The 13780-nt window shown below is 61.8% G+C and carries 13 protein-coding genes; 3 read left to right on the top strand and 10 right to left on the bottom strand.

Annotated elements, in window-relative coordinates; translation table 11 throughout:
* Window positions 1-30: 30 nt before the first annotated feature.
* The 7 genes from ACQ4WP_RS04470 to ACQ4WP_RS04440 form a co-directional block, all read right to left on the bottom strand.
* Window positions 31-204: a Flp family type IVb pilin gene (locus tag ACQ4WP_RS04470; RefSeq protein ID WP_332860876.1), complete on the bottom strand. Its 174-nt coding sequence runs from the start codon at window positions 202-204 to the stop codon at window positions 31-33.
* An 83-nt stretch (window positions 205-287) separates the two neighbouring features.
* Window positions 288-434 carry a hypothetical protein gene (locus tag ACQ4WP_RS04465; protein WP_157814672.1) on the bottom strand — a complete coding sequence of 49 codons (147 nt, stop codon included), beginning with the start codon at window positions 432-434 and terminating at the stop codon, window positions 288-290.
* Between the two features lie 252 nt (window positions 435-686).
* Window positions 687-1388, bottom strand: coding sequence for a response regulator (locus ACQ4WP_RS04460; RefSeq protein WP_436518861.1), 702 nt, complete (start codon window positions 1386-1388; stop codon window positions 687-689).
* A complete protein-coding gene (locus ACQ4WP_RS04455) occupies window positions 1385-3052 on the bottom strand; it encodes a sensor histidine kinase (RefSeq protein WP_436518860.1) in 1668 nt (555 codons plus the stop codon). Before ACQ4WP_RS04455 ends, ACQ4WP_RS04460 begins: the two co-directional genes overlap by 4 nt.
* A 150-nt stretch (window positions 3053-3202) precedes the next feature.
* Window positions 3203-4174, bottom strand: coding sequence for a GGDEF domain-containing protein (locus ACQ4WP_RS04450; protein ID WP_436518859.1), 972 nt, complete (start codon window positions 4172-4174; stop codon window positions 3203-3205).
* 5 nt (window positions 4175-4179) lie between these two features.
* Window positions 4180-4806: a chemotaxis protein CheC gene (locus ACQ4WP_RS04445; RefSeq protein ID WP_436518858.1), complete on the bottom strand. Its 627-nt coding sequence runs from the start codon at window positions 4804-4806 to the stop codon at window positions 4180-4182.
* Window positions 4807-4808: 2 nt separating this feature from the next.
* On the bottom strand, window positions 4809-5177 hold the full coding sequence (locus ACQ4WP_RS04440) for a response regulator (protein WP_436510929.1): 369 nt from the start codon (window positions 5175-5177) through the stop codon (window positions 4809-4811).
* Window positions 5178-5383: 206 nt separating this feature from the next.
* On the opposite strand from ACQ4WP_RS04440, the gene rpiA reads away from it, so the two are divergent.
* Window positions 5384-6061: a ribose-5-phosphate isomerase RpiA gene (rpiA, locus tag ACQ4WP_RS04435; protein WP_436518857.1), complete on the top strand. Its 678-nt coding sequence runs from the start codon at window positions 5384-5386 to the stop codon at window positions 6059-6061.
* Between the two features lie 20 nt (window positions 6062-6081).
* On the opposite strand, the gene ACQ4WP_RS04430 is transcribed toward rpiA, so the two are convergent.
* Entirely contained in the window at window positions 6082-6825 is a 744-nt protein-coding gene (locus ACQ4WP_RS04430) for a DUF6622 family protein (protein WP_436518856.1), read from the bottom strand.
* A complete protein-coding gene (locus ACQ4WP_RS04425; RefSeq protein ID WP_034750797.1) occupies window positions 6791-7063 on the bottom strand; it encodes an oxidative damage protection protein in 273 nt (90 codons plus the stop codon). The genes ACQ4WP_RS04430 and ACQ4WP_RS04425 overlap by 35 nt, the downstream gene beginning before the upstream one ends.
* A gap of 220 nt (window positions 7064-7283) precedes the next feature.
* On the opposite strand from ACQ4WP_RS04425, the gene kdsA reads away from it, so the two are divergent.
* Window positions 7284-8129: a 3-deoxy-8-phosphooctulonate synthase gene (kdsA, locus tag ACQ4WP_RS04420; RefSeq protein ID WP_436518855.1), complete on the top strand. Its 846-nt coding sequence runs from the start codon at window positions 7284-7286 to the stop codon at window positions 8127-8129.
* A 48-nt stretch (window positions 8130-8177) separates the two neighbouring features.
* On the opposite strand, the gene argA is transcribed toward kdsA, so the two are convergent.
* Window positions 8178-9488, bottom strand: coding sequence for an amino-acid N-acetyltransferase (gene argA / locus ACQ4WP_RS04415; protein ID WP_046685875.1), 1311 nt, complete (start codon window positions 9486-9488; stop codon window positions 8178-8180).
* A gap of 56 nt (window positions 9489-9544) precedes the next feature.
* Between argA and hrpA the strand changes: the two genes are divergently transcribed.
* Window positions 9545-13777, top strand: coding sequence for an ATP-dependent RNA helicase HrpA (gene hrpA / locus ACQ4WP_RS04410; RefSeq protein WP_436518854.1), 4233 nt, complete (start codon window positions 9545-9547; stop codon window positions 13775-13777).
* The last annotated feature ends 3 nt before the right edge of the window (window positions 13778-13780 follow it).

The following is a 13780-nucleotide window of genomic DNA, read 5'->3' as shown; positions in this document are numbered from 1 at the left end:
TGGCGCTGTGCCGGCCCGGACTGCATCGCATCAGGCATTGGCGGAGGTCAGCTTGGTGCCGATGGTGCTGAAGGTTTTTTTCAGCTGCGTGCCGACGATGGTGACGGCGGCGATGATCACCACGGCAATCAGGGCAGCGATCAGGCCATACTCAATTGCAGTGACGCCATCTTCTTCGCGGATAAAGTTTTTGATGAGGTTCATGACAACTCCTAGCGGTGGTTAAGGTACAGCGGTGGGTAAAGCGGTATTGCAGCTTGGCTTCCTGCTGCTTCGACCTGGCGGTTTCATGGGCTCTCGCCCAGTGCCAGCAGTCCGATGATGCACACCACCGCCATGAGGGCCGCCACCAGCGCATAGCGGTAGAACGCAGCTTTTTCCTTACCCTGCAAATAGGTGATCAGGGCTGTCGGAAGAAACTTGTCAAGGCGCATGCTGTGCTCCGTGTCGTGGTGGCCGCGCGGTGATTTGCACTCCGGTAAAACCACTATAGAAGTCGGCACCTTGATCTACATCAGAAGAACATCCTTTTATTGCGAGGAGGAACTGCTTGTTTTTTTCGTGACAATTGTCATGGTCGAGTTTGGCGCGCGCAGGGGCGGAGGGGGCCGTGCCGGTGGCTGGCGAAGGGGGCGGCGGGGAGGGCGTGCGCGGCCGTGCAGTGGCCGTGCAGGGGGACAGCGGCGTCAGGCGCCGGGCGGCAATTCGCCCAGCTGGTGTTTGGTGGCGTAGGCGTACAGTTCCAGGCGGTTGTACACGCCCAGCTTGCGGTAGATCGACGTCAGGTGATTGCGCAAGGTGTGTTCGGAGATAAACAGCTGGTCCGCCAGCAGCTTGGCCGGCGTGCCGCTGCCGTGCACCAGTGCGGCGATGATCTTTCTTTCCTTGAGGGTCAGGCTGGCGACGGCGATGGCATGCGCCGAGCCGCCGCCGGGCTGCGTCAGCTGCGTCAGCATGCGTCCCAGCATCGCGTGTTCCAGCCACAGCTCACCCTGGTACACCTTTTCGATGGCCTTCAATACCATCTCCGCAGGCGCGTCCTTGCTGACGATGCCGCGCGCGCCTTTCAGTACCGTCTGGTCCAGGATGGCCTGGTCGTGGCTGGCCGTCAGTACCAGCACGCGCGTGCTGCCGCACTGCGCCAGCGCGGGCAGGATGGCCAGCGAGCTGATGCCGCCCAGGTCCAGGTCCAGCACGATCACATCCGGTTGCAGCGCCTTCGCCTGCTCCAGCGCCTCGGCGCTGTCGGACGCCGTGGCGACCACGCGCATGCCCGAATGCTCGCCGCCGATCAGCCGCTCCAGGCCCCACAGCATGGTCTTGTGATCGTCCACCAGCATGACGCTGATGACATGGCTGATCGGTGGCATGTAGCGTAAGTCATTCATATGGGGATCTCGATCTGTACGGAGGTGTTGCCCAGCATGCTGTGCGTGACGCGGGCCGTGCCACCGAGGGCGGCGGCGCGCTCGGCCAGCGAGTCGGGCAGGAAGTCGGGCACGTGCGCGGCCGCGCATTCGTTGTCGATGCTGATGTGCAGCGCGCCCTGCACGCAGGTCAGCTTGACGGCGCCGTGGCGCGCCGACGTATGCTTGCGGATATTGCTCATGCCTTCGTTGACGATCTGGAACACCTCGGCCGCCAGGCGGTCGTTGATGTGCAGGTCGCCTTCGATATGCAGGGCGATGTCGATGCCATAGAATTCGCGGATCTGCGTGGCCTGGCGGCGCAGTGCGACCAGCAGTTCCGGCTCGCTTTGCACCTGGCCATTCTTGAACGTGCGCGCGTAGCTGCGCAGGTCGGTGATCACCTGGCCCGACATGATGATCAGTTTTTCCAGTTCGGGCAGCAGCGGGTTGCCCGGCGTGGCTTCATTGCGCAGGGCGGCCAGGCCATGGCGCAAGCCGATATACGGCTGCACGGCCGTGTCATGCAGGTCGCGCGCGATCTTTTCGCGCTCGCGCGAGGCCGCCTGCGACGCCAGGCGGTCGAGCAGATCGATGTTTTCAATGACGGGAAACGCCTGCGCGCCGATATGGCTGAGAAACAGGGCGTCCGTCTTGCTCATGCTGGTGGCGGACACGATAAAGATGCGGCCTTTGCCATTGCGCAAGGGCAGCGGCGCGCTGATGAAGGCGTGCGCTTCGAGCAGTTCGGCCAGGCGGGCTCCTGCCGCGTCGTCATGCCGCAGCCAGCGCCCGCTGTCGGGCTCGAGCATGCGCGCGCCGCCTATCCACGGCAGCCAGGGGCCGGCGGGCTGGTTGTACAGGGCGATTTTATCGGGTGGGAAAGCGAGCAGGGGACTGGCCGCGTCGTCGCTGAGGAGCGAACTGGTGTGCACGACGCCCGTTGCCGTATGCAGCACGCTGCGCAGCGACCAGACGCGTGTGCCCTTGTCCTGCATGATCAGCAGGCAACTGCGGCCGTTGAAATAACTGCGGGTTTTTTCCAGCACCGAGGTGATGGTCTGGTCGACGCCAAAGCGCGGATTGGACAGCTGGCTGACATCGCGCAGCAGCGCCAGGTGGCTGCGCTGGGTGATGGCGGAGCCGCCCCAGTAGGCGATCATGTAGCCGAGCGCCAGCAGGAAGGTGGTGCGCAGCAGCAGGCGCGACAGTTCCGCCTCCGTTTCGCCGAACAGGGCGGTGGCGGCGAACAGGCCGGCCGAGGCCAGGGTCACGCGCGCGCCCTCCTCGAAGCCGCGCTGGAACGACGAGGTCAGGATGGCAAAGAAAAAAAACAGGAAGAATAAATTGTTCTGGCCGCTGGTGGAAAACACGATCAGCGCATACCAGGCCACGTCCAGCCAGTAGAGCAGAATATCTTTCGGCAAACTAAGGCCCAAGACGGCCAGCACATACAGCAGCAGGCTGTGCAGGGTATACGCGGAAAAGATCAGCCAGGTGATCTTGGTCAGCTTGCCGGCGCTTTCGTGGTCGATGAACAGGGTCAGCAAGGTGGCGCTCGACAGCAGCAGGCGCATGCCGTTCACCATGGTCGTATCCATGCTGGCGTCCGGCAAGCCGGATCTGAGGGGACGATCGAGATTCACAAGCGCTCCTGGCCATGTCCCGCATGGGTGGGCCATGCGCTGGGATAGATACCACAGATAAATTCTTGTTGTTGTTGCTGCAATCAGTAACGAGTCTACGCACACGCCGTAAAGATGTCTACTGGAATCCTTTTTCCTGTGTTGCTTTTTTTACAGCGGCCGCACCATCACGCGGTTGCGCCCGGCGCCCTTGGCCAGGTACAGGGCGCGGTCGGCGGCGCCGATCAGGGCAGCGATGGCCAGCGGCTGCTGCGGGTGCTGCGTGGCGATGCCGATGCTGACCGTGATGTGCTTGACGTCATTGCCCGTCTTGGCATGCGGAATGCGCAGTTCGGCCGCCCGCTGGCGGATCGCCTCGGCCAAGCGCAGCGCCTGCGCCGCGTCCGTGTCGGGCAGGATGGCGGCAAATTCCTCGCCGCCATAGCGCGCCAGCAGGTCGGTGGGGCGCTGCAGCATGGCGGCCAGTTCGGCTGCCACGCGGATCAGGCAGTCGTCGCCCTGCTGGTGGCCGTAATGGTCGTTGTAATCCTTGAAATGGTCAATGTCGATCATCAGCAGCGACAGGGGGCTGCTGGTGCGCATGGCGCGCCGCATTTCCTTCTCGATCGCCACGTCGAAGTGGCGGCGGTTGGCGATGCCCGTCAAGCCGTCGGAAAAGGTTTGCGACCGCAAGACCATGGTCTGTTCGCGCAGCAGCTTTTCGCGGCCCACGGCGATGGTGACATCATTGATCTGGATCAGGCAGTGGCGCGGCGAACCGGGTAGATTGATCGGCGTGACGGCGATAGCCTGCTGCATGCGTTCCTGGCCTTCAGCCATGCCAGCGGCCGCGCCGTGCGTGTACAGGGCAAACGGCGCCTTGTGCAGGGTTTGCGACAGCAGCGACTGGAAATTGTCGCGCAAGGCCTGGGTGATGGCCGAATCGATGCGCTTGTGCCGCAGTTCCGGATAGACGGCGAAGAAGTCCTGGCCCAGCACGGCGTCGGCCCGGCACGCCGAGTGGCGCGCCATCCAGTGGTTCCACAGCACGATGCGGTGCTGCTCGTCGAGCACGATGGCGCCCAGGTTGACGGCACCGAGTATGCTTTCGAGCAGGGCGAGTCGGTGTAAGGCATCCGGCATGATCGTCACGCCTGTCCCAGGACCTTGGCCAGATAGCGGCTGACCTGCTGTTTCAGGTCGTGCAAGGCGGACAGGTCGAGTACGAAGGCGACATAGCCGTGGATCTGGTGCTTGGACAGCACGAAGTCGATATGCAGCATCAGCACGACGGCCTCGTCATCGCGGCCGCCGAACGAGGAGAGGATTTCCGCGCTGGTGCCCACGTGGTACAGGGGCAGCGAACCATGCAGTTCGCTGTCGAACAGGTTGGCCAGCGTGCCCACGCAGGAATTGAGGATGATGTTGCCGATTTCGCTCATCGCCTCCTGTTCCATCTCCGTCAGTTCCTGCAGCGGCATGGCGTCGCCCACCATCAGGCGCACGATTTCCAGGCTCTTGTCTTCCGGGAACATCAGGATGGCTTCGGTGGCGAAGGCGCCATCGTAATGCTGGCTGACGCCGCAGATGCGTTCGCCATCCTTCTTGCTGCCCAGCAGGGCGGCCGCGTCGGCACGGTTCAGGAAGGTGATCGACGGCACCGACATGGTAACTTCTTCATTGACGATCTCGCTCATCGCGGCGGCAGCATGGCCCACTCCGATGTTGAATATCTCTACCAGGGCATCGTTTTCGAGTTCGGAGAGATTGATCATGCTCACAGTCCCAGTGATTCGATCAGCTGATGGATGCGGGTTTCCGTAATGGGTTTTTCCATGAAGCCGACTTTCATCTCGCTGGCACGGTTGCGGATGGCGTTTTGCACATTCGCCGTGACAAGAATGATGTGCGTTTGCGGACACAGCACGCGCAATTGTTCCGCTGCCGCCACGCCGCCCATGCCGGGCATGTTGACATCCAGTAATATCAGGACAGGGTTGACTGTCTTGACTTTTTCCAGGGCTTCTTCACCCGTCGCCGCCTCAATCACTTGCCAGTCGGCATGTTTGCTGAGGATGAACTGATGCGACATCAAACGTGAAACCCGGCTGTCATCGACAACAAGTACCTGTTTACTGTGATTCATTTGCTATTCCTGAAACGTCATATCGGTCAATCGTTCCATTTTCGCATATTTTAAAGGGCATAGAGAGTAATTGGGTGGGAAATTGCCCTAGGGCAAGGTTTTTCCACTTGCCTGTTGTATCCGGTCGCATCGTCGGTCATCATGGCCGGCTGGCCGGGCTGGCAATCCGTTAAAATAGCGCCATTCCCCACTTTAGCCTGAATGTCATGACCCAAGACGAATTGAAGCAAGCCGTAGCCCGCGCCGCCATTGATTACGTAGTCGATGGTGAAATCATCGGTGTCGGCACCGGTTCCACCGCCAACTTTTTCATCGATGAACTGGCCAAGATCAAGGACCGCATCAAAGGCACGGTCGCATCGTCCGAAGCGACGGCCGCGCGCCTGGCAGGCCATGGCATTGCCGTCTTCGACTTGAACGATGTCGAGTCGATCGCCGTCTATATCGACGGCGCCGATGAAATCACGGCCAGCGGCGCCATGATCAAGGGCGGCGGCGCGGCATTGACGCGTGAAAAGATCGTGGCTTCCGTAGCGAAACAGTTCGTCTGCATCGCCGATGGCTCCAAGCTGGTGGGCACTCTGGGCGCCTTCCCGCTGCCGGTGGAGGTGGTGCCGATGGCCCGCGCCGCCGTATCGCGCCAGCTGGCTGCGCTGGGCGGCACGCCCCGCTTGCGCCTGAAGGCTGGCAGCACGGAAGCGTTCATTACCGACAATGGTGGCGAAATCATCGACGTGCTGGGCTTGCAGATCGCCGATCCGGTGGCGCTGGAACAGCAGATCAACCAGATCGTCGGCGTCATCGCCGTCGGCCTGTTCGCCGTGCGCGGCGCGAATGTCTGCCTGCTGGGCATGCCGGAAGGCGTGCGGACGTTGGCATACTGATACGCAGCAGAAATCCGGGGTCAGACCCGCCGGGTCTGACCCCAGCCTTCCGTTTGCACCGCCCGGTACACGGCCACGGTGCGCAGCAAGCCACCGAGGAAGATGCCGCTGAAGCCACCGTAGGCGAGGCAGACGGGCACGCTGAAGCCGGTCGCATGGGCAGTCGCCGGGGCGATGGCCAGGGTCACGGCGACCGCATATTTCATGCAAAAAATGCTCATCATCAAGATCAATGGCACCCAGCTGCCGGGGCGCTGCACGCTGCCCCGCTCGGGAATGGCGACTATTTTGTGCGCATCGCTCAGCGTCCAGGCCAGCGCCGCACCGGCCAGGGCGCCGGCGGCCCAGGCGAATGGCGCGATGCCGGCCAAGCCGAAACTGCCGTACACGCCGCTCAGGGACAGGACCAGCATGACCAGGGGAATGGTGTACAGCTTGCGCAAGCTCACTTCACGCGCGCGGCTGGCCAGCACGCCGCGGTACACGAGGAAGCCCAGGATGGCCCAGACGTAGAGGGGAGTGTGGCTGAAGATTTGCTGCAACATGGTGTCCGCCCTGGAATGAAGTTGTCGATGGACGTACTGTGCCAGCGGGCGGCGTGGGCGGCGAGGTGCTTGCGACGAAACGGGAAAGGTCTGCCGTGAAACAGCGTCAGGCGGCGTGAAACGGGAAGGCGAAGGGGGAGGGCTACCCGTGGCGCGTCGGCCACGGGCATTCAAAGCGAAAAACTTATTCCGTTGGCGGAACGTAGCCCATGGCCGCATCGGCGCCATCGCCGAAGAAATGTTTTTCCATTTGCGTGGCCAGGTATTTGCGGGCGCGCGCGTCGGCCAGATTCAGGCGGTTTTCATTGACCAGCATGGTCTGGTGCTTGAGCCAGGCGGCCCACGCTTCTTTCGACACCGATTCGTAAATCTTCTTGCCCAGTTCGCCCGGGTACGGTGGGAAATCCAGTCCTTCGGCTTCCTTGTTGAGTTTGATGCAGTGGATCGTGCGGGCCATCTGTGCTCCTGAATCAGTGTAGAGATAAAGCGTGATTATAAGGCACTTTGCGCCTGCCCTCGCGGGGGCGTCGCGGCTTGGCTACACGCCGTTTGCCGCGCCCTTGCGCTGGATCAAATTTGATCTGTGCCGCCCTAGCTAGTAAGATGCCTTATCGCGCCAGCCGCTGGCTGCGCCTCGTCCAAGTAAGTAGTAGCAATTAACCAATATGGAATTCCCTATGACCTCAGTGAAAGTCAATGGCATCGACGTCAGCAATGAAGGCAGCTTCGTGCTGTTTGGCGGCATCAACGTACTCGAATCGCGCGATCTCGCCATGCGCGCCTGCGAAGAATATGTGCGCGTGACGCAAAAACTGGGCATTCCCTATGTGTTCAAGGCCAGTTTCGACAAGGCCAACCGTTCATCCATCCATTCCTACCGTGGCCCGGGCCTGGAAGAAGGCATGCGCATCTTCCAGGACGTGAAGGCGGCGTTTGGCGTGCCCGTGATTACCGACGTGCATGAGCCATGGCAGGCGCAGCAGGTGGCCGAAGTGGTCGACGTGCTGCAACTGCCCGCGTTCCTGGCGCGCCAGACGGACCTCGTCGTGGCCCTGGCGAAAACGGGTAAAGTCATCAACATCAAGAAGCCGCAATTTTTGAGCCCTGGCCAGATGGCCAATATCGTCGAGAAATTCAAGGAAGCGGGCAACGACCAATTGATCCTGTGCGACCGCGGCACCTGCCTCGGCTACGACAACCTGGTGGTCGACATGCTGGGCTTTGGCGTCATGAAGAAGACTTGCGACGACCTGCCCATCATTTTCGACGTCACGCACGCCCTGCAGCAGCGCGACCCCGGCGGCGCCGCTTCGGGCGGCCGCCGCCAGCAAGTGGCGGACCTGGCCCGCGCCGGCCTGGCCGTCGGCATCGCCGGCCTGTTCCTGGAAGCCCATCCTGACCCTGACAACGCCCGCTGCGATGGCCCCAGCGCCCTGCCGCTGGACCAGCTGGAACCGTTCCTGGCGCAATTGAAGGCGCTCGATGACCTGGTCAAATCGTTTGCACCGCTGAATATCAAATAATGCTATTTAAGTAATGAAAAATCCCGGCATGCCGGGATTTTTTCATTTTTACAGTGTCTTGATGAGCACCTGGGATTTGCGTTGCCAGTTATACATATGCTGGCGGTCCTTCGGCAAATCGTCGACGGTGGCCGGCACGAAGCCCCGTTTCTTGAACCAGTGCGAGGTGCGCGTGGTCAGCACGAACAGTTTGTTCAGGCCGGCGGCGCGCGCGCGGTTTTCCATGTGTTTCAAGATGCGCTCGCCATCTCCCTGGGCTTGTACTTCCGGGTTGACGGTCAAGCATGCCATTTCCGCCATTTTTTGCGCGGGGAAGGGGTACAGGGCGGCGCAGCCGAAGATCACGCCATCATGCTCGATGACGGAGAAATAATCGATTTCGCGCTCGATCAGCTCGCGGCCCCGCTTGACGAGGGTGCCGTCCGCTTCCAGCGGTTCGATCAGCTTGATGATGCCGCCCACGTCTTCGATGGTGGCCTGGCGCAGGCTTTCCAGGTTTTCGTGGCTGATCATGGTGCCCACGCCATCATGGGTAAACAATTCCAGCAGGGCCGAACCGTCCATCGAGAAGGGCACGATGTGCGAGCGCTCGACGCCGTTGTGGCATGCCTTGACGCAATGTTTCAGGTAGAACGCCGTGGCGTCCGGCAAGAAACCGGCCATCAGCACGGCTTCGGCCTGGTGCGACGACAGTTCGCGGATTTCCACGCCCGTGGCGTCTTCCATCATCGGCGTTTCGGTAATAAAAATCAGTTTGTCCGCATGCAGGGCGATGGCGGCGCTGCAGGCCACGTCTTCCATGGTCAGGTTGAATGCTTCGCCCGTGGGCGAGAAGCCCAGCGGCGAGAGCAGCACCAGGCCGTCCGAACCGAGGATGGAGTGGATGGTTTCGGCGTCGACCTTGCGCGTGATGCCCGTCAGTTCCAGGTCCACGCCATCGATCACGCCCAGCGGGCGGGCCGTGATGAAGTTGCCGGAAATGATACGGATAGCCGCATGCGACATGGGCGTGTTCGGCAAGCCCTGGCTGAACGCGGCTTCGATATCGAGGCGCAACTCGCCGGCCGCTTCTTTCGCGCATTCCAGCGCTGCGATGTCCGTGATGCGCACGCCGTTGTGGAAGCGGCCTTCGACGTTACGCAAGGCCAGTTGTTCCGCTACCTGCGGCCGTGAGCCGTAGACAACGGTGACATTGATGTCCAGTGCATGCAGCAGGGACAAATCATGGGCCAGTACCTGCAGCGCCCCGGCGCTGACGAGTTCACCGGGGAAGGCGACCACGAAGGTCTTGCCGCGAAAGGCGTGGATGTAGGGCGCGACTGAGCGCAGCCATTGGACGAATTGGGTAGGGTTTTCCATTAAGCGCATTATAATTCGCTGCGCGATGTGCGCGCTTAAAATACCTGTAAAAAACAATGTCTTCAGCCAGCAATAAGTCTTCCCCTCCTTCCACCGTTGCAAATGTGCCCGCCAGCGGCGATGTTTTCACGCCTGCCGCCACGCCTGCGCAGGGCCGCCAGCGCCCGCCCGTGAGTCAGCAAAGGCAGCAGCAGCGCACGGAACAACAGAAACAGCAACAGCAGCAGCGCGCGGGTGAGGGCAAGGCCCAGGCCGCGCGCCCGCCGCGCGAGGGGCAGGAAAACCGCGAAAGCCGCGATGCCGCCCGCGCCGCGCGCGAGGCGGAAAAAACCTTCCGTAACCCGCTGCCACCGATCACCTATCCGGAAGACTTGCCCGTCTCGGGCCGGCGTGCGGAAATCGCCAAGGCGCTCACGGAAAACCAGGTCATCATCGTTTCGGGCGAGACGGGTTCCGGCAAGACGACCCAATTGCCGAAGATTTGCCTGGAACTGGGACGGGGCCAGAAGGGCATGATCGGCCACACGCAGCCGCGCCGTATCGCCGCTTCCTCGACAGCCAAGCGCATCGCGCAGGAACTCGGTACGCCGCTGGGTGAAACGGTGGGTTTCAAGGTGCGCTTTACCGACACCCTGAGCCGTGGCGCGTCCGTCAAGCTGATGACGGATGGTATCTTGCTGGCCGAGACGCAGACCGACCCCTTGTTGAAAAATTACGACACCATCATCATCGATGAGGCGCATGAACGCAGCCTGAACATCGATTTCCTGCTCGGTTATCTGAAACAGCTGCTGCCGCGCCGGCCCGATTTAAAAATCATCATCACCTCGGCCACCATCGATGCGGAACGCTTTTCGCGCCATTTCGGCACGCCGGAAAAACCCGCGCCCGTGATCGAAGTGTCGGGCCGTCTGTACCAGGTGGAAGTGCGCTACCGTCCCGTGGAACGCGAACAGGTGGCCATGCCGGGTTCGGGCGCGAATGCCGGTTCGGGAACAGACCGGCCGGGGCAGAGGACCGCTGCCGCGCGCGAAAAGCGCGACTTGATGGATGCCGTCGTCGATGGCGTGGAAGAGCTGTGCCGCATCGGCTCGGGCGACGTGCTGGTGTTCTTGCCGGGCGAGCGCGAAATCCGCGACTGCGCTGAAGCGCTGCGCAAGCACCATCCGCCGCACGTGGAGATTTTGCCCCTGTTCGCCCGTTTGTCGGCCGAAGAGCAGGAGCGCGTGTTTAAAACCAGCAATGCGCGCCGCATCGTGCTGGCCACCAACGTGGCGGAAACCTCGCTGACCGTGCCCGGCATCCGCTACGTGGTCGATGCGGGCCTGGCGCGGGTCAAGCGCTACAGCTACCGCAACAAGGTCGAACAGCTGCAGGTCGAGCCGATCGCCCAGTCGGCCGCCAACCAGCGCGCCGGCCGTTGCGGCCGCGTGGCCGATGGCGTCTGCATCCGTTTGTACGAAGAGCAGGATTATTTGCTGCGGCCAAAGTTCACGGAGCCGGAAATCCTGCGCTCCTCGCTGGCCGCCGTCATCCTGCGCATGAAATCCTTGCATCTGACGGACGTGGAAACCTTCCCCTTCATCGAGCCGCCGCTGGCGCGCGCGGTGGCCGACGGCTACCAGCTGCTGCAGGAACTGGGCGCCGTCGACGAGGTCAACCAGCTCACGCCGCTGGGCAACAAGCTGGCCAAGCTGCCGCTGGACCCGCGCGTGGGCCGCATGATTTTGGCCGCCCTGGATAACGCCTGCCTGACGGAAGTGCTGATCGTCGCTTCGGCCCTGTCCGTGCAAGACCCGCGCGACCGCCCGATGGAACACCAGCAGGCGGCCGACGAGGCGCACAAGAAATTCGCCGATGAAAAGTCGGAATTCCTCAGTTACCTGAAAATCTGGCGCTGGTTCGAATCGGCCATCGAGCACAAGAAAACCAACCGCCAGTTGCAGGATAATTGCCGCACGAATTTCCTGTCGCAGATGCGCTTGCGCGAATGGCGCGACGTGCATTCGCAGCTGCTGACCATCGTCAAGGAACAGGGCTGGCGATTGAACGAAGCGCCGGCTACCTATGACAACCTGCACATGGCCTTGCTGACCGGTTTGCTGGGCAATATCGGCTTCAAGGGCGAGGACGAGCCGGGCGCAGGCTACCTGGGGGCACGCGGCATCAAGTTCCACATCTGGCCAGGTTCCTCGCTGCTGAAAAAGCCGGGCAAGTGGATCATGGCGGCCGAACTGGTCGACACCACGCGTTTGTATGCGCGCTGCGTGGCGCAGATCCAGCCAGAATGGCTGGAAAAAGTCGGCGAGCATTTGCTGAAGAAATCGTGGGGTGAGCCGCGCTGGGAAAAACGCTCTGCGCAGGTGACGGCGTCGGAACGCGCGACTTTATATGGTCTGGTGGTGTACAGCCAGCGCCGGATCAACTACGGCAATTTCAACTTGCCGGAAGCGCGCGAAATCTTCATCCGCGACGCGCTGGTCGGCGGCGACTTCGACACGCGCGCGCCGTTCTTTGCGCACAACCACAAGCTGATCAAGGACATCGAAAATCTCGAACACAAATCGCGCCGCCTGGATGTGCTGGTCGACGATGAATTGATCGCCGCCTTCTACGACAAGCTGCTGCCGGCGGACGTGTGCAATGGCGCCGGTTTCGAGAAATGGCACAAGGACGCCACGCGCGAGAATCCGAAGCTGCTGTATTTGAACCGCGAAGAGCTGATGCGTCACGAGGCGGCCGGCGTGACGACGGATTTGTTCCCGAAAACCATGTCCGTGACGGGCCTGGAAATGGGCCTGACATACCACTTCGAGCCGGGCAGCGTGCGCGATGGCGTGACCTTGAGCGTGCCGCTGTATGCGCTGAACCAGTTGCCGCGCGAGCGCTGCGAATGGCTGGTGCCGGGCATGCTGAAGGAAAAAGTGCATCTGCTGCTGAAATCCCTGCCGCAAAAGCTGCGCCGCCACTGCGTTCCGCTGCCCGATTACGCGGCGAAATTCTGCGAGCGCGTGCATGAGGCGGGCGTGTTTGGCCGCGGCGATCTGATCGATGCCATCATCGCAGACATCCGCACGCGGATCACCATCAATGTGCTGACGACGGACTTCAAGCCGGAAACCCTGCCTGCCCATCACTTCATGAATTTCAAGGTGATCGACGAACATGGCCGCCAGCTGGACATGGGCCGCAACCTGGCCACCCTGCAGGCGGAATTTGGCGGCCAGGCGCGCCAGAGTTTTCAAAAATTGGCCGAAGTGTCGGGCGTCTCCGGCACGGGTACGCCTGCTGCCCGCGTGGCGGGCGCGCAAGTGGCGTCGCGGCTGCAGGCGCAAGCCCAGGGCGCCGCCGCCAACGCGGCAACGGGCAAGGGCGGCGCGCCGGCCAAGGGAGCGGCTGCCGCTGCGGCGCCAGCGTCCCCGAATGCCACCGTCTCGCAGCACATGGGTTTGACGGGCTGGACCTTCGGCGAATTGCCGGAGTTGCTGGAAATCGTGCAGGGCAAGCTGACCCTGATCGGCTTCCCCGCCCTGGTCGACAAGGGCACGCATTGCGACCTGGAAGTGTTTGACGACCCGACCGTAGCCGCCCGCACGCACAAGATCGGTTTGCGCCGCCTGTTCGCGCTGCAAATGAAAGAACAGATCAAGTACGTCGAGAAAAACATCCCTGGTTTACAGCAGATGGGCATGCAATTCATGGCCCTCGGTTCGCAGGAAGAGTTGCGCGAACAAATCATCAACAAGGCGCTCGACATCGCCTGCCTGCAAGAGCCGCTGCCGCTGGACGCCGCCTCGTTTGCCAGGCGCCAGGCGGAGGGCAAGTCGCGCCTCGTTTTGCTGGTGAATGAAATCGCCCGTTTGCTGTCGCAAGTGCTGACGGAATTCCACGGCTTGCCCAAGCGCCTGCAGAATATTCCCGCAGCAGCGGCGGCCGATATCCAGTCGCAACTGCAGGGACTCGTGCATAAACGCTTTCTGACGGAAAACGAGTACACGCAGCTGGCGCACTTCCCCCGTTATTTGAAGGCGATCAATGTGCGCCTGGAAAAGCTGCGCGCCGACCCCGCGCGCGACACCAAGTTGATGGCCGAATGGCAATCGGCGGCCGCACCATACTTGCGTCAGGCCAAGGACCGCCAGGCGGGCAAGAATACGGACCCGAAACTGGTGGAGTTCCGCTGGATGCTGGAAGAGCTGCGCGTGTCCCTGTTTGCGCAGGAATTGCGCACGCCGATGCCTGTTTCTGCCAAAAGGTTACAGAAAGTATGGGAGTCGATGCAGCGCTAGGAT

This window comes from Janthinobacterium lyxosi (genome assembly GCF_051380665.1).
Classification (GTDB): Bacteria; Pseudomonadota; Gammaproteobacteria; order Burkholderiales; family Burkholderiaceae_D; genus Janthinobacterium.
Note: the sequence above shows the minus strand (reverse complement) of the source record. Positions and strands in the feature narration are given on the sequence as shown.